This is a genomic window from Caulobacter sp. GW821-FHT10C03 (assembly GCF_059415485.1).
Genome location: NZ_JBWKNI010000024.1, coordinates 13,072 through 27,432, shown reverse-complemented (window position 1 = coordinate 27,432; position 14,361 = coordinate 13,072). Strand labels below are relative to the sequence as shown.

Sequence of the window (14,361 nt, the reverse complement as noted above, 5' to 3'; positions counted from 1 at the left end):
CGGCTGTCCGCCAGGGGATCATTCCCCGGAAGCGTCACCGCGCAATTGGCGATAGGCCTCGAGAGCCCGCGCCCGCGCCTGTCCGTGATCGACGATGGGTCGGGCGTAGCTACGCTTGGCCTCGACCGAAAGATGCGCGGGCGCTGTCCAAGGTTGATGGATGACGCTGTCGGGCAGGTTGGCCAGCTCGGGGACCCACTTGCGGACATAGGCGCCCTTGGGGTCGAACTTCTCGCCCTGGCCGATCGGGTTGAAGATCCGGAAGTAGGGCGAGGCGTCGGCGCCGCTGCCGGCCACCCACTGCCAGTTGCCGACATTGTTGGCGAGATCGGCGTCCACCAGGGTGTCCCAGAACCATGACTCGCCGTCGCGCCAGTCGACCAGCAGGTGCTTGATCAGGAACGAGGCGGTGATCATCCGCACCCGGTTGTGCATGAAGCCGGTGGCCCAAAGCTCGCGCATGCCCGCATCGACCAGCGGATAGCCGGTGCGGCCCTCGATCCAGGCCTCCAGGCCCTTGGGGTTCTCCGTCCAGGGAAAGGCGTCGAACTCGGGCCGGAAGTTGCGCTCCGGCAGCTGGGGCCAGTTGAACAGGATCGAATGGTTGAACTCGCGCCAGCCCACCTCGGACAGGAACTTCTCGATCTCGCCGTGGGGCGCGTCGCCGGCCTCGGCGGCGTTGCGGGCGGCGGCCCAGACCTGGCGCGGGCCGATCTCGCCAAAGTGCAGGTGCGGCGACAGGCGCGAGGTCGCCTCCAGACCCGGCACGTCGCGGCCCTCGCCATAGCCGTCGACGGCGCCCGACAGAAAATCGTCCAGCCGTTGCAGGGCGCCGGCCTCGCCGGGCGTCCAGATGGAAAAGCCCTTCGACCAGTCGGGCTTGCGGGGATGCAGGCCCCAGCCGTCGAGGGCGTCGCTATGGGGCCAGTGCTCGGGGGTCTCCAGACGCTTGGGCGCGCGCTCGACCTCGACATGGGTCAGGTGCGCGCGGGCGGCCCGCCAATAGGGGGTGAAGACCTTGTAGGGCTGCTTGGAGCCGTTCTGCACGGTCCAGGGCTCGTTGAGCAGGCCGGCGATGCTGCTTTCCACCACGACGCCGTCGGCCTTCAGCGCGGTCTTGATCTCGGCGTCGCGGGCGATGGCGGCCGGTTCGTAAAGGCGATTCCAGGCCACGCCAGCGGCTTGGGCGTGGACGATCACGTCCTTCAGCACCTGCTGCGCCGGACCGCGCCGTAGGATCAGCTTCGAGCCGATCGCCTTGAAGCTTTCGGAGAGCGCCCGCAGCGACTTGTCGAGCCACCACAGCGAAGCCGCGCCCATCGGCCGCACGCCCGGCGTCTCGTCGAGGATGTAGAGCGGGATCACCGGCCGGCCCGTGTCGGCGGCGGCCTTCAGGGCCGGATTGTCGGCCAGGCGCAGGTCGTTGCGCAGCCACACGATGACGGGTCCGGGGACGCCTGGATCGATCCGCACTTGCACCTTTCCGCCGTTGAGGCCACCTGTGGGCCAAATTCAGCGCCTACGTCTGTCGGCCTCACCTTTATTCGGAAGTCCCGCCTTGAGTCAGCCCGTCGCCCCGAACGCCGTCGTCGAAGTGAAGACCGAGACCGGCAAGGCCGTCCGCATCGGCAACGCCGAACGCCTGACCTTCATCGCCGGTCCGTGCCAGATGGAAAGCCGCCAGCACGCGCTGGAAACGGCCCACGCCCTCAAGGAGATCGGCGAGCGCCTGGGCGTCGGCCTGATCTACAAGACCAGCTACGACAAGGCCAACCGCACCTCGGCGACGGCGGCGCGCGGCATCGGCCTCTACGACAGCCTGCCGATCTTCCAGGAGATCCGCGAGGTCACCGGCCTGCCGACCCTGACCGACGTGCACGAGATCAGCCACTGCGCCCCGGTGGCCGAGGCCGTCGACGTCATCCAGATCCCGGCCTTCCTGTGCCGCCAGACCGACCTGCTGCTGGCCGCCGCCGCGACCGGCCGGGCGATCAACATCAAGAAGGGCCAGTTCCTGGCCCCCTGGGACATGAAGAACGTCATCGCCAAGGTCACCGGCGCGGGCAATCCCAACGTCCTGGCCTGCGAGCGCGGCGCCTCGTTCGGCTACAACACGCTCGTCTCCGACATGCGGTCTCTGCCGATCATGAAGGAGATCGGCTGCCCGGTGGTGTTCGACGCCACCCACAGCGTGCAGCAGCCAGGCGGGCAGGGCACGTCGTCGGGCGGCCAGCGCGAGTTCGTGCCGGTGCTGGCCCGCGCCGCCGTCTCGATCGGCGTGGCCATGGTGTTCATGGAAACCCACCCCGACCCCGACCACGCCCCATCGGACGGCCCCAACATGGTGCCGTTGAGCCAGTTCGAAGGCCTGGTGGCCGAACTGCTGGAGTTCGACGCCCTGGCCAAGCGCAAGCTGGCGGCATAGCCGTTTCCCTTCTCCCCTTGCGGGAGAAGGTGTCGGCGAAAGCCGACGGATGAGGGGTCGATAGACATCGGCCGCTTGGCGACGAGAAGCAGCGGATGAGGCGGCGCGACCCCTCATCCGACCTCCTTCGGAGGCCACCTTCTCCCGCAAGGGGAGAAGGGCTCGCTATTGCCCCTCCATCCCCCTGTGCCATAACCCGCCCATGTCCAGACGCATCGTTCTCGTCACCGGCGGCGCCGGGTTCATCGGCTCCAACATCGTCGCCAAGCTCTGCGAGGATCCGGCGCTCGACGTCGTGGTCTGCGACTGGCTGGGCCAGGCCGCCGAGGGCAAGTGGCGTAACATCGCCAAGCACCCGATCGCCGACTTCGTCGCGCCCGAGCAATTGTTCGACTGGCTGGCCGTGCGCGGCGACGAGGTCGAGCAGGTGATCCACATGGGCGCGATCTCCTCGACCACCGAGCCGGACGCCGACCTGATCGTGCAGTCCAACTTCGTGCTGTCGCGCGACCTGTGGCGGTGGTGCGCGAAGAACGGCACGCGGCTGATCTACGCCTCTTCGGCCGCCACCTATGGCGACGGCGACCAGGGCTTCGACGGCAAGGACGACATCGACAGCCTGATGGCTCTGCGCCCGCTGAACGCCTACGGCTGGTCCAAGGCGCTGTTCGACGTCTTCGCCGTGCGCGAGGCCGCCCGCGGTCACGCCCCGCCGCAGTGGGTGGGCCTGAAGTTCTTCAACGTCTACGGCCCCAACGAGGACCACAAGGGCGGCATGAAGTCGGTGGTCTGCCAGATCTGGCCGAAGATCCGGGCGGGCGAGGGCGTGCGTCTCTTCAAGTCGCACCATCCCGACTACGAGGACGGCGGCCAGCTGCGCGACTTCGTCTATGTGCGCGACGTGGCCGACGTCATCGCCTGGCTGGCCAAGAGCCCGCACGTCAACGGCGTCTACAACCTCGGCTCGGGCAAGGCCCGCTCGTTCAAGGACCTTGCCGAGGCCACCTTCAGCGCCGTCGCCCGCGAGCCCGAGATCACCTATTTCGACATGCCCGAGGTGCTGCGCGGCAAGTACCAGTACTTCACCCAGGCCGACATGAGTCGCCTGCGCGCGGCCGGCTACAACGCGCCGATGACCTCGCTGGAGGACGGCGTCGCCGACTACGTCGCCGGCTTCCTGAACACGGACGACCCCTACCGCTGACGAGAGGCCCGTCATGACCGCCGATGCCGCCGTTCTCGAAGTCGATTGCTGCGTGGTCGGGGGCGGTCCGGCGGGGATGATGGTTGGGCTGCTGCTGGCCCGGGCCGGGGTGAGGGTCGCGGTGCTTGAGAAGCACGGCGACTTCCTGCGCGATTTCCGGGGCGACACCGTCCATCCCTCGACCCTGCAGGCCGTGGCCGACCTGGGCTGGCTGGACGAGTTTCTGAAGCTGCCGCACACCGAGGTTCGGACGCTGTCGGCGCAGATCGGCGACGAGACGATCCATCTGGCCGACTTCCATGGCTTGAAGACCGCCGCGCCCTTCGTCGCCCTGATGCCGCAGTGGGATTTCCTCGACTTCCTGGCTGGCCAGGGGCGGCGCTATCCGACCTTCGACCTGCGCATGAACGCCGAGGCCTTGGGGGCGATCGAGATTGGCGGCCGCATAGTCGGCGTGCAGGTGCGCACGCCCGACGGGCCGCTGGAGGTTCGCGCCCGGCTGGTGATCGCCGCCGACGGCCGCCGCTCGCTGTTGCGCGACGCCGCCGCCCTGCCGGTCGAGGACCTGGGCGCGCCGATGGACGTGCTGTGGATGCGGCTTTCCCGCAAGCCGACCGACGACCCGGAGGCGCCGCTGGGCCGCGCCAGCGCCGGGCGCCTGTTCGTCACCATCCCGCGCGAGGGCTACTACCAGTGCGGATACGTCGCCGCGAAGGGCGGTTTCGACGCGATCAAGGCGGCCGGCATCGAAGCCTTCCGCCGGCAGGTGGCGCAGGCCGCACCGGCATTGGCCGACCGCGTGGACGAGCTGGCCAGCTTCGACGACGTCCACCTGCTGACCGTGACCGTCGATCGCCTGACGCGCTGGTCCAAGCCTGGCTTGCTGTGCATCGGCGACGCCGCCCACGCCATGTCGCCGGTGGGCGGGGTGGGGATCAATCTGGCGGTCCAGGACGCGATCGCCGCCGCCAACCTCCTGCACGACGCCTTCGCGCTCGACGACGCTGCGCTGGATGAGCGCGCCCAGGCCGTCCAGCGTCGTCGCTTGCCGCCGACCCGGGCCATGCAGTCGCTGCAGCTGCTGATCCAGAACCGCCTGGTCAGCGCCGCGCTCAGCGGCAGGCCCCTGAAGCCGCCGGCGGTGATGCGGCTCTTCGAGCGCTTCCCGCGCCTGCGCCGGATCCCGGCTCGCGTGCTGGGCCTCGGCTTTCGCCTGGAGCGGGTGAGGTCGAAGAACGCCTTTCCCGGTTGACCAAGGGGCACGCTTGCGGAGCCTTGCCGCGCGCGTAACCTGAACCCTGATAAGTCGCCGGAACAGGCGTGCGTCAGGGAGTGGAACATGGTCGGCATCGCCGCCTGGGGCGCCTATGCGCCGCGCCTTCGCCTCAGCCGCAAGGCGGTCGTCGCCGCCAACGCCTGGATCGCGCCGGGCCTGGCCGGCAAGGCCAAGGGCGAGCGCGCCATGGCCAACTGGGACGAGGACGCCCTGACCATGGCCGTCGAGGCCGCCCGCGACGCGCTTGGCGCGGAAGACGAGGGGCGAGCGGCGGTGGACGCGGCGATCTTCGCCTCCACGACCGCGCCCTTCGCCGATCGCCAGAACGCCGGGATCCTGGCCGCCGCCCTGACCCTGGAGCCGTCGATCGCCTCGGCCGACGTCACCGGATCGCAGCGCTGCGGACTGACGGCCCTGGGCCAGGCCCTGGATGCGGCCGCCGCCGGCAAGCGGGTGCTGGTCGCCGCCGGCGAACACCGCCGGGCCCGCGCCGCTTCGCCCCAGGAGCTGGACTTCGGCGACGCCGCCGCCGCCTTCGTCGTCTCGCCCGACGGCGGCGCGGCGACGTTCCTCGGCCGGGGCACGGTCACTGACGACTTCGTCGATCACTTCCGAGGCTCGGACGCGGAGTTCGACTACGCCTGGGAGGAGCGCTGGATCCGCGACGAGGGGATCGTCAAGCTGGTCCCGCCGGCCATCCGTGACGCGCTGGAGGCGGCGGGCGTCTCGGCCGGCGAGGTGGACCATTTCTGCTTCCCTTCGGTCTTCCCCGGCATGGGCGCGACCCTCGCCAAGACGCTGGGCGTTCGCCCCGAAGCTGTCCGCGACACCCTGGCCGCCCAGCTCGGCGAGGCCGGGGCCGCCCACGGCCCGCTGCTGCTGGCTTATGCGCTCGAGCAGGCCAAGCCGGGCGAGATCATCCTGGTCGCCCAGTTCGGCCAGGGCGCCGAGGCGCTGGTCTTCCGCGCCGGCGACGGGCCTGGAAACAGTGCGCCGGCCCGAGGCGTGACTGGCGCGCTCGCCGACCGCCAGGAAGAGACCAACTACCTGAAGTTCCTCGTCTTCAACGACCTCGTCGAGTGGGAGAGGGGCATGCGGGCCGAGAAGGACAACAAGACGGCCCTGACCACGCTCTATCGCAATCGCGACCAGATCCTGGGCCTGGTCGGCGGCCGCTGCCGCGAGACAGGCGTCGTCCAGTTCCCGCGCACCCGCATCTCGGTGGCCCCCAACAATCCCGCCGTCGACACCCAGGAGCCGTACCGCTTCGCCGAGCGTCGGGCCCAGGTGCTGACCTATTCGGCCGACTACCTGACCTTCTCGATGAGCCCGCCCAACCACTACGGCATGATCGTCTTCGAGGGCGGCGGGCGGATCATGCTCGACATCACCGACGTCGCCCCCGGCGAGGTCGAGACCGGCCTGCCGGTGAAGATGGTCTTCCGCATCAAGGACCGCGACGAGAAGCGCGGTTTCGTCCGCTACTTCTGGAAGGCCGCGCCGGATCGGGCGGCGGTCGCGGCGTCGATTGCCCGGGCGGCGGAGTAGGGCGGTGTCAGAGCGCGCGCTTCACGTCGGTGGCGGCGAAGTCCTCGCCCTTGAACAGCAGGGGCAGGTCGCGCGCCTTGGCCAGGGCGTAGCTGAAGCAGTCGCCGAAGTTCAGGCCGCGCGCGCCACGCCCGTAGTCGCGATAGGCGTTTCGGGCCAATACGAGCAGAGGTTCGTCGAAGGCGACAACGGTCAGGTTCAGGTCGGCGACCAGGGCCTCGAAATCCGCCGCCTTCTCCGGGCCGAAGCGGCGATGGATGACGATATAGCCTTCCAATCTCGTCGGGGCGGCGACCAACGAGCCTTCTATCCCGACGATCGCCTGGAGGAAGGCCTCGCCCTCGGGCTCCCTCTGGAAGATCGCGATCAGGGCCGACGTGTCGACGACGATCACTTCGGCAGGCCGTCGGCGTCGTACAGCAGTTCCTCGTCCGAGCCTTCGTGCAGCACGGGCGCTGCGGCGACGCGGTCCTGGATCGCGCGGATGCGCGCCAGTCGCGCCTCCAGGTCGTCGGCCTTGTCGGGCGTGCGATCCAGTCGTTCACGCAGAGCGACGACGACAGCCTCGGTCAGGGTTTCGCCTGTCCGTTCAATGAGTTCTCGGGCCAACCGGTCGGCCTCGGCGTTGCGGATATAGAGGCTCATGGTTTTGTATATACACCCGATCAATACGCCCGAGAAGGCGAGCTAAGGGAGACCCACGATGGCCAGCGGCATCCGCGACAAGGTCGCCATTCTCGGCATGGGCTGTAGCAAGTTCGGCGAGCGTTGGGACGCCGGGCCGGACGACCTGATGGTCGAGGCCTATGTCGAGGCGATGAGCGATGCGGGCATCGAGGCCAGCCAGCTCGACGCGGCCTGGTTCTCGACCCACATCGACGAGATCGGCACGGGCAAGGGCGGCACGCCGCTGTCGATCGCGCTTCGCCTGCCCAACATCGCCGTCACCCGGGTGGAGAACTTCTGCGCCTCGGGTTCGGAGGCCTTCCGGGGCGCGGTCTATGCGGTCGCCGCCGGGGCGGCCGACATCGCGCTGGCCGTCGGGGTCGAGAAGCTGAAGGACACCGGCTATGGCGGCCTGCCGTTCGGCGCGCCGGGCACGCTGAGCCCGCAGGTCATGCCCAACGGCTCGGCCCCCGGCAACTTCGCCCAGCTGGCCAGCGCCTACCGCGCTAAGCACGGGGTCTCGAAGGAGGATCTGAAGCGGGCCATCGCCCACGTCTCGGTCAAGAGTCACGCCAACGGCGCCAAGAACCCCAAGGCTCACCTGCGCAAAGCCATCACCGCCGAGCAGGCCCTGAACGCGCCGATCATCGCCGAGCCCCTGGGCCTGTTCGACTGCTGCGGCGTCTCGGACGGCGCGGCCGCGGCCATCGTCACCACGCCGGAGATCGCGCGGGCTATGGGCAAGCATGACCTGGTCACGGTCAAGGCCCTGCAGCTGTCCGTCTCCAACGGCTACGAGAGCCAGTACAACGGCTGGGACGGCAGCCACTTCCACACCGCCCGCATCGCCGCCGGCAAGGCCTACAAGGAGGCCGGCATCGAGCGCCCGCGCGAGCAGATCTCGATGATGGAGGTGCACGACTGCTTCTCGGTGACCGAGCTGGTCACGATGGAGGACCTGTTCATCTCGGCCGAGGGGCGGGGCTGGCGCGACGTGCTGGACGGCTTCTACGACGCCGACGGCGGGGTGCCGTGCCAGATCGACGGCGGCCTGAAGTGCTTTGGCCATCCGATCGGCGCCTCGGGCCTGCGCATGCTCTACGAGATGTACCTGCAGCTTCAGGGGCGGGCCGGCGAGCGCCAACTGCGTGACCCGGTTATCGGCATGACCCACAACCTCGGCGGCGCGCCGGCCAGCAATGTCTGCTCGGTGGCCATCATCGGACGGGAAGGGGCGTAGTGCGCCGCCGCGCTCTGGTGTAGTCGAGGGGCATGGCGGGACGCTTCAAGGGTTTCAAGCGCTGGATCTTCGTCGGATGCGTCCTCTTCCTGGGGACCGTCCTGACGGCGGCGTTCTATTGGCGCTACGACATCCTGCGCACCACCCTCGATCCCAAGGTGCCGTTCCAGACCTACGATCCGCCGCCGGCCCCCAACTACGCCGACCCGGCCGCCTGGGCGCTGCTGCCGAGGGGCGCGACCGGCATGGATCGCGCCGCCGACGTCTTCTTCGTCCACCCCACGACCTTTGACGGCGGGCGCGATTGGAACGCGCCCTACGACCAGCCCAAGGCCAGCCGCTATCTGAACCGCGTGGTGCTGCCCAACTACGCCGCGCCGTTCGCGCGGGTGGGGCGGATCTTCGCGCCGCACTACCGACAGGCCAGCCTCTACACCTTCCTGACCTTGCGCGACGACGCCCGCGAGGCCCGCCGCTTCGCCTATGGCGACGTGCGCGAGGCCTTCCGCGCCTGGCGCGACCGCTACGACAAGGGTCGGCCGCTGGTGATCGTCGGGGTGGAGCAGGGCGGGAGCCTGGCCGCTCGCCTGGTCGCCGACGAGATCGCGCCCGATCCGGCGATGAAGGCCCGCCTGGCCGGGGTCTATCTGATCGAGACCGCCGTGCCGGCCGACGAATATGTCTCGACCTCGCCGGTCCCGGCCTGCGTGCGCCGCGACGAGGCCGGCTGCGCGGTGGCCTGGGCCTCGCTGACCGACGGCGACTTCCAGAAAGCCCAGGAGCTGCTCGCCCGCTCCCTGACCTGGATCGGCGGCGACCAGCTGGAGAACCTCAACGGCCGCCAGCCCCTGTGCGTCAACCCGGTGTTCGGGGCGCGCACCGACGAGCGTGCGCCGGCCCGTCTGAACCTGGGCGCCGTCAACGCCACGGGGCTGGAATGGGGCGCCCGCCCGGCCTTCCTCAAGCGCCAGGTCTGGGCCCAGTGCGAGAACGGCCTGCTGCACACCGGGAGGCCGAAGTCGCCGTCCCTGCGGGACACCGGCTCGTGGACCGATCGCCGCAAGGTGGACGGCTACAACCTGTTCTGGGCGGATATCGAGGCCGACGCGGCCGCGCGCGTGGCGGCGTTGGGGAAGCGGTGAGCCCGGTCCCTCTCCCCTTGCGGGAGAGGGTGGCCTGCGAAGCAGGTCGGATGAGGGGTCTCTCAGAAATCGAAACCGCATACCGCGGGTAGGCTGGGCGATGGGTCTTGTGTTTGAGAGACCCCTCATCCGACGGTCTTCGGCCGCCACCTTCTCCCGCAAGGGGAGAAGGGTCTCTTACCCCGCGTCGTTCAGGCCTGACGCCGGCTTCCAGTCGAACAGCGCTTGGAGCGTGCGCACCGCCTCGCCGCGGGGCGAGGTCAGGCTGGGATCGCGGGCAAGGATCAGGCGGGCGTCGTCGGCGGCGACGGCGATCAGGTCGCGGTGGGCGACGGGGTCGGCCAGGCGGTAGGCGGGGAAGCCGCTCTGCTTGAGGCCCAGCGGATCGCCGCCGCCGCGCAGCTCCAGGTCCTTCTCGGCGATCTCGAAGCCGTCGTCTGAGCGGCGCAGGATATCGAGCCGCTGCTGGGCCACCTCCGACAGCGGCGGGTCGTAGAGCAGCACGCAGGAACTTTCGCGCATGCCGCGACCCACCCGCCCGCGAAGCTGGTGCAGTTGCGCCAGGCCGAAGCGGTCGGCGTGCTCGATGACCATGATGCTGGCGTTGGGCACGTTGACGCCCACCTCGACCACGGTGGTGGCGACCAGCACCCCGACCTCGCCGTCGACGAAGGCCTGCATGACCGCGTCCTTCTCGGCCGCCGGCATCTGGCCGTGCACCAGGCCGACGCGCGAGCCCAGGATCTTCTTCAGGTCCGCCGCGCGATCCTCGGCCGCCCGCAGGTCCACCTTCTCGGATTCCGAGACCAGCGGGCAGATCCAGAAGGCCTGGGCGCCGCCCTCGATGGCGACCCGCAGGCGATCGACGATCTCGGGCACGCGCGGCGTCGGCGCGGCGCGGGTGGCGACCGGCGTGCGGCCCGGCGGCTTCTCGTCGATGCGCGAGACGTCGAGGTCGCCGAAGACGGTCAGTTCCAGCGTGCGCGGGATCGGCGTCGCCGACATCGCCAGCAGGTGCACGCCGTCACCCTTTTCCTGCAAGCGCCGGCGCTCGTTGACGCCGAAGCGGTGCTGCTCGTCGATGATGGTCAGGGCCAGGTTCTTGAAGGCCACGTCGTCCTGGAAGAGGGCGTGGGTGCCCACCGCCACGGCGGCCGAGCCGTCGGCCAGCTTTTGCAGCTTGGCGGCCCGCGCCGCGCCCTTGTCGCGGCCGGTGAGCAGCACCACGGCCAGGCCTTGGACCTCCAGCGGCGGGGCCAGGGTCTCGTAGTGCTGGCGGGCCAGGATCTCGGTCGGGGCCATCAGGGCCGATTGGAAGCCGGCGCCGGCCGCGTCGGCCATGGCCAGCATGGCCACGACGGTCTTGCCCGAGCCGACGTCGCCTTGCAGCAGCCGGCTCATCCGCTCGCCATGGGCCAGGTCGCCGCGCACTTCGGATAGCGCCCGCACCTGGGCGCCGGTCAGGCGGAAGGGCAGGGCCTTTTCCGCCGCTTCGGCCAGGTCGCCGGAGACGATGCGCGGCCCCGGCTGGGCGCGCTTGCCGGCCTTGCGCTGGGCCAGGGCCAGCTGGTGGGCCAGCAGTTCGTCATAGGCCAGGCGCCGGCGGGCGCGCGACAGGGGCGAGAGGTCGGCTTCGCTTTCGGGGCCATGCAGCCGCTCGAAGGCCTCGCGCCAAGGCGGCAGGCCCTCGCGCTCCAGCCAGGCGGGGTCCTGCCACTCGGGCAGATGCGGCGCGCGTGACAGGGCTTCAAGCGCGAACTTGCGGAAGGTGCGCGAGGGCAGGCCCGCCGTGGCCGGATAAACGGGCTCCACCGGCGGGATCTCGTCGACCCGCTCGGCCTCGAGCATGTAGTCGGGATGGGCGACCTGGATCTCCGAGCCGTAGCGCTCGACCTTGCCGCTGACCGCGCGCCGCGCGCCCACCGGATGCTGGCGCTCCAGGTGCGGGCCGTGGCCCTTGAACCAGGTCAGGGTGACGAAGCCGGTGTCGTCCCAGCCCCGGATCCGCCAGGGCTGGCCGGCGCGCTGCGGCGGCAGGTGGGCGTCGATGGTGACGACGAAGGTCGCCACCTGGCCGTCCTGGGCCAGGGCGGCCGTGGTCGGCGTGCGGCGGATCAGGGCCTGGGGCAGGCTGAACAGCACGTCGCGCACCAGCGACCCGGCCAGCCTCTCGACCAGGGGCGCGACGCGAGGCCCCACCCCCTTCAGGGTCGAGATCGCGGCGTACAGCGGAAAGAGCGACTCGGGGCGCATCGGCGGCAGGATAGCCAAGCCGCGCTGTTCCCGTCCCGTTCGCCTTGCGCGAATTTGTGGATCGGCTCGACTGGCGCCTCATTTCACCGAGAGTCGTGCATGCCCTTCGCCACCCATCGCGGCCAGAAGATCCACTACACGGTCGAGGGGCATGGGCCGCTCGTGGTGCTGCAGCACGGCCTGTTCATGGACGCCGCCAGCTGGCGGGCCAACGGGTTTGTCGCCGCCCTGGCGGGACGCTTCACGGTGGCCTGCATCGACTCCCTGGGCCATGGGCTCAGCGACAAGCCGTCGGACCCCTCGCTCTACGGCCAGGAACAGCGGGCGGGCGACATCGTGGCCGTGCTCGACGCCCTGGGCGCGGAGAAGGCCCATCTGGTCGGCTATTCGATGGGCGCCTGGATGGCGGTGGGCGTGGCCAAGCATCATCCCGAACGCCTGGCGTCGCTGACCGTCGGCGGCTGGGATCTGGTGGGCGGCGTGCCCAAGGGACCGGCCGGGCCGATCCGCTTCGACATCTTCTGGGGCTTCTCCCAGCAGGTCGCGCCGGGGCTGGTGGCCTGGGTCACGCCGGAGATGGTGCCGGCGATGCAGGCCTGCTTCGAAGCGCTGGGCCAATTGGACGGCGCGCCCGAGGCGGTGCTCGGGGCGGGCGTTCCGGTGCTGCTGTGGGATGGGATCGCCGATCCCTATCACGGGCCGTCCCAAACCTTCGCGGCGGAGAACGGTCTGCCGTTCGTGTCGACGGCCGGCGATCACCTGGGGGCGATCATCACGCCGGCCTCTGACGTGGTCGAGCGGCTCGGCGAGTTCTTCGCCGAGGCTCGAGGTTAGTCTTCAGGCGTTTCGGGGGACGGTTCGGGGTTGCCGACCGGCGACAGCGCCGCCAGCAGATCGGCCAGTTCGTCGGCACGGGCGGCGCCCGAGACGTTCAGGCGCACATAGAGATATTCGGCCGCGTGCTTCTCGGCGGCTTCGGAAAAGCCGCGCGTGGAGTCATGCAGATTGTTGGCCTCACCAGCGAACACCACGTCGCCTTCGGCGTTGAGATACAGGTAATTGCCAGCGATCGTGGTCCGCGGGTCGCGATCCTCGGCCAGCTTGTAGCGATACACGGCGCCGGAGGCGCCTTTCAGGTCGATATAGGGTTTCACGAATCCTCGCCTCTAGACACACGGCGTAGCCCGGAGGCGTGCCGGGCGCCAGAGGCCAAATTATGGCTGCAAGCTTCGCAATTTACTGAGAAACCTTTGGGTACGTTCCTGACGGGGTGATGCGAAAAGCTCCGCCGACGGTCCCGCTTCGAGAATACGGCCCTCGTCCATGAAGATCGTGCGGTCGGCGACATCGCGCGCGAACTCCATCTGGTGGGTGACGATGACCATGGTTCGCTTCTCGGCGGCGAGGTCGCGGATCACCGCCAGGACCTCGCCCACGAGCTCCGGATCGAGGGCCGAGGTCGGCTCGTCGAACAGGATGACCTCGGGGTCCATGGCCAGGGCCCGGGCGATGGCGCAGCGCTGCTGCTGGCCGCCGGAGAGGGCGCGGGGATAGGCGTCGGCGCGGTGGGCGAGGCCGACCTTGGTCAGCAGGGCCAGGGCCTTCTCGCGGGCCTTGGCGGGCGGATCGCCGCGCACCACGATCGGCGCCTCGGCGACGTTCTGCGCCGCCGTGCGATGCGGGAAGAGGTTGAAGCTCTGGAACACGAAGCCGACCCGGCCCTTCAGCGCCCGGGCCAGGGGAACCTTGCCGCCGGCCGAGACGCCGGCGATCGACAGCGTCCCGCCGTCCAGCGCCTCCAGCCCGGCCAGGCACCGCAGCAGGGTGCTCTTGCCCGAGCCGCTGGGGCCGATGACGGCCACCACCTCGCCGGGGGCGACGTCGAGATCGACGCCGTCCAGCACCGTGGTGTCGCCGAACCGCTTGACGAGGCCATGGGCCAGGATGGCGCTCATCGGCGGGCCTCCGCGCGGCGTTCCAGCCAGCCCTGGCCCAGGGCGAGCAGGCTGGAGACGATCCAGTAGATGGCCGCGGCGCTGAGATACATGGCGAAGATCTCGTAGGTGCGGGCGGTGATCAGCTGGGCCTGGCGGAACAGTTCGGGCACCTGGATGGTGGCGGCCAGCGAGGTGTCCTTCACCAGGCTGATGAAGCTGTTGGACAGCGGGGCCACGGCGGTGCGGGCGGCCTGGGGCAGGATGATCCGCCGCATGGCCTGGCTCGGCGGCAGCCCGAGGACTGCGGCCGCTTCCCGTTGGCCCTTGTCGACGGCGGCGATGGCGCTGCGCAGGATCTCGCCGGCATAGGCGGCGACGTTCAGCGAAAAGCCGACGCCGGCCGCGACCAGCGGCGGCAGCTCCAGCCCCAGCTGCGGCAGGCCGTAATAGATCAGGAACAGCTGCACCAGCAGCGGCGTGCCCCGGAAGGCCGAGACATAGATCGCCGCCGGCCAGCGCAGCAGCGGCGATCGCGACAGCCGCATCAAGGCCAGGCCAAAGCCGAGCACCAGGCCCAGGCCCATGCCGATCAGGCTGAGCGCCACGGTGTAGACCGCGCCCTTGAGCAGCAGCGGGGCCGACTGGGCGATGAGCTCGGCGGCGGTCATCG

At 69.9% G+C, this 14,361-nt stretch carries 14 protein-coding genes; 7 read left to right on the top strand and 7 right to left on the bottom strand.

What is annotated here, in order from left to right; genetic code table 11:
• Positions 1 to 18: 18 nt before the first annotated feature.
• On the bottom strand, positions 19 to 1,479 hold the full coding sequence (locus AC07NG_RS22525; RefSeq protein WP_494596458.1) for a cryptochrome/photolyase family protein: 1,461 nt from the start codon (positions 1,477 to 1,479) through the stop codon (positions 19 to 21).
• A 79-nt stretch (positions 1,480 to 1,558) separates the two neighbouring features.
• Between AC07NG_RS22525 and kdsA the strand changes: the two genes are divergently transcribed.
• The 4 genes from kdsA to AC07NG_RS22505 all read left to right on the top strand — a co-directional run bounded on the left by kdsA (position 1,559) and on the right by AC07NG_RS22505 (position 6,453).
• Positions 1,559 to 2,425 carry a 3-deoxy-8-phosphooctulonate synthase gene (gene kdsA / locus AC07NG_RS22520; RefSeq protein WP_492856213.1) on the top strand — a complete coding sequence of 289 codons (867 nt, stop codon included), beginning with the start codon at positions 1,559 to 1,561 and terminating at the stop codon, positions 2,423 to 2,425.
• Between the two features lie 202 nt (positions 2,426 to 2,627).
• A complete protein-coding gene (rfaD, locus tag AC07NG_RS22515; RefSeq protein ID WP_494596456.1) occupies positions 2,628 to 3,629 on the top strand; it encodes an ADP-glyceromanno-heptose 6-epimerase in 1,002 nt (333 codons plus the stop codon).
• Between the two features lie 13 nt (positions 3,630 to 3,642).
• Complete coding sequence (locus AC07NG_RS22510) at positions 3,643 to 4,881, top strand: FAD-dependent oxidoreductase (protein ID WP_494596454.1); 1,239 nt, start codon at positions 3,643 to 3,645, stop codon at positions 4,879 to 4,881.
• An 87-nt stretch (positions 4,882 to 4,968) separates the two neighbouring features.
• Positions 4,969 to 6,453, top strand: a complete 1,485-nt coding sequence (locus tag AC07NG_RS22505) for a hydroxymethylglutaryl-CoA synthase family protein (protein WP_494596452.1) — start codon at positions 4,969 to 4,971, stop codon at positions 6,451 to 6,453.
• Positions 6,454 to 6,460: 7 nt separating this feature from the next.
• Here the strand turns inward: AC07NG_RS22505 and AC07NG_RS22500 are convergent, their stop codons facing one another.
• Together AC07NG_RS22500 and AC07NG_RS22495 are read right to left on the bottom strand one after the other, a co-directional pair.
• Positions 6,461 to 6,847 carry a type II toxin-antitoxin system VapC family toxin gene (locus AC07NG_RS22500; RefSeq protein WP_494596451.1) on the bottom strand — a complete coding sequence of 129 codons (387 nt, stop codon included), beginning with the start codon at positions 6,845 to 6,847 and terminating at the stop codon, positions 6,461 to 6,463.
• Positions 6,844 to 7,098 (bottom strand): type II toxin-antitoxin system VapB family antitoxin, encoded by a 255-nt coding sequence (locus tag AC07NG_RS22495; RefSeq protein ID WP_494596449.1) that lies wholly within the window; start codon positions 7,096 to 7,098, stop codon positions 6,844 to 6,846. Before AC07NG_RS22495 ends, AC07NG_RS22500 begins: the two co-directional genes overlap by 4 nt.
• A gap of 58 nt (positions 7,099 to 7,156) precedes the next feature.
• Here AC07NG_RS22495 and AC07NG_RS22490 point away from each other — a divergent pair, with 58 nt between their 5' ends.
• Positions 7,157 to 8,359 carry an acetyl-CoA acetyltransferase gene (locus tag AC07NG_RS22490; protein WP_494596447.1) on the top strand — a complete coding sequence of 401 codons (1,203 nt, stop codon included), beginning with the start codon at positions 7,157 to 7,159 and terminating at the stop codon, positions 8,357 to 8,359.
• 32 nt (positions 8,360 to 8,391) lie between these two features.
• A complete protein-coding gene (locus AC07NG_RS22485; RefSeq protein WP_492856206.1) occupies positions 8,392 to 9,501 on the top strand; it encodes a DUF3089 domain-containing protein in 1,110 nt (369 codons plus the stop codon).
• Between the two features lie 177 nt (positions 9,502 to 9,678).
• Here the strand turns inward: AC07NG_RS22485 and recG are convergent, their stop codons facing one another.
• Positions 9,679 to 11,754: an ATP-dependent DNA helicase RecG gene (gene recG / locus AC07NG_RS22480; protein WP_494596502.1), complete on the bottom strand. Its 2,076-nt coding sequence runs from the start codon at positions 11,752 to 11,754 to the stop codon at positions 9,679 to 9,681.
• A gap of 99 nt (positions 11,755 to 11,853) precedes the next feature.
• On the opposite strand from recG, the gene AC07NG_RS22475 reads away from it, so the two are divergent.
• Positions 11,854 to 12,588, top strand: a complete 735-nt coding sequence (locus tag AC07NG_RS22475) for an alpha/beta fold hydrolase (protein ID WP_494596445.1) — start codon at positions 11,854 to 11,856, stop codon at positions 12,586 to 12,588.
• Here the strand turns inward: AC07NG_RS22475 and AC07NG_RS22470 are convergent.
• Genes AC07NG_RS22470 through tcyL form a run of 3 tightly spaced genes read right to left on the bottom strand, consistent with a single transcriptional unit; the run spans position 12,585 to position 14,359 of the window.
• Positions 12,585 to 12,908 (bottom strand): hypothetical protein, encoded by a 324-nt coding sequence (locus AC07NG_RS22470; protein WP_494596444.1) that lies wholly within the window; start codon positions 12,906 to 12,908, stop codon positions 12,585 to 12,587. The two genes, AC07NG_RS22475 and AC07NG_RS22470, sit on opposite strands and share 4 nt — an antisense overlap.
• Before the next feature lie 60 nt (positions 12,909 to 12,968).
• Positions 12,969 to 13,709 carry an amino acid ABC transporter ATP-binding protein gene (locus tag AC07NG_RS22465; protein ID WP_494596442.1) on the bottom strand — a complete coding sequence of 247 codons (741 nt, stop codon included), beginning with the start codon at positions 13,707 to 13,709 and terminating at the stop codon, positions 12,969 to 12,971.
• Positions 13,706 to 14,359 carry a cystine ABC transporter permease gene (gene tcyL / locus AC07NG_RS22460; protein WP_494596440.1) on the bottom strand — a complete coding sequence of 218 codons (654 nt, stop codon included), beginning with the start codon at positions 14,357 to 14,359 and terminating at the stop codon, positions 13,706 to 13,708. The genes AC07NG_RS22465 and tcyL overlap by 4 nt, the downstream gene beginning before the upstream one ends.
• Positions 14,360 to 14,361: the final 2 nt, after the last annotated feature.

Excerpts from the sequence above, each read along its gene's own strand:
- rfaD (WP_494596456.1), top strand. The coding sequence starts at position 2,628 with ATGTCCAGACGCATCGTTCTCGTCACCGGCGGCGCCGGGTTCATCGGC.
- AC07NG_RS22510 (WP_494596454.1), top strand. The coding sequence starts at position 3,643 with ATGACCGCCGATGCCGCCGTTCTCGAAGTCGATTGCTGCGTGGTCGGG.
- AC07NG_RS22505 (WP_494596452.1), top strand. The coding sequence starts at position 4,969 with ATGGTCGGCATCGCCGCCTGGGGCGCCTATGCGCCGCGCCTTCGCCTC.
- AC07NG_RS22495 (WP_494596449.1), bottom strand. The coding sequence starts at position 7,098 with ATGAGCCTCTATATCCGCAACGCCGAGGCCGACCGGTTGGCCCGAGAA.
- AC07NG_RS22490 (WP_494596447.1), top strand. The coding sequence starts at position 7,157 with ATGGCCAGCGGCATCCGCGACAAGGTCGCCATTCTCGGCATGGGCTGT.
- AC07NG_RS22485 (WP_492856206.1), top strand. The coding sequence starts at position 8,392 with ATGGCGGGACGCTTCAAGGGTTTCAAGCGCTGGATCTTCGTCGGATGC.
- recG (WP_494596502.1), bottom strand. The coding sequence starts at position 11,754 with ATGCGCCCCGAGTCGCTCTTTCCGCTGTACGCCGCGATCTCGACCCTG.
- AC07NG_RS22475 (WP_494596445.1), top strand. The coding sequence starts at position 11,854 with ATGCCCTTCGCCACCCATCGCGGCCAGAAGATCCACTACACGGTCGAG.
- AC07NG_RS22465 (WP_494596442.1), bottom strand. The coding sequence starts at position 13,709 with ATGAGCGCCATCCTGGCCCATGGCCTCGTCAAGCGGTTCGGCGACACC.
- tcyL (WP_494596440.1), bottom strand. The coding sequence starts at position 14,359 with ATGACCGCCGCCGAGCTCATCGCCCAGTCGGCCCCGCTGCTGCTCAAG.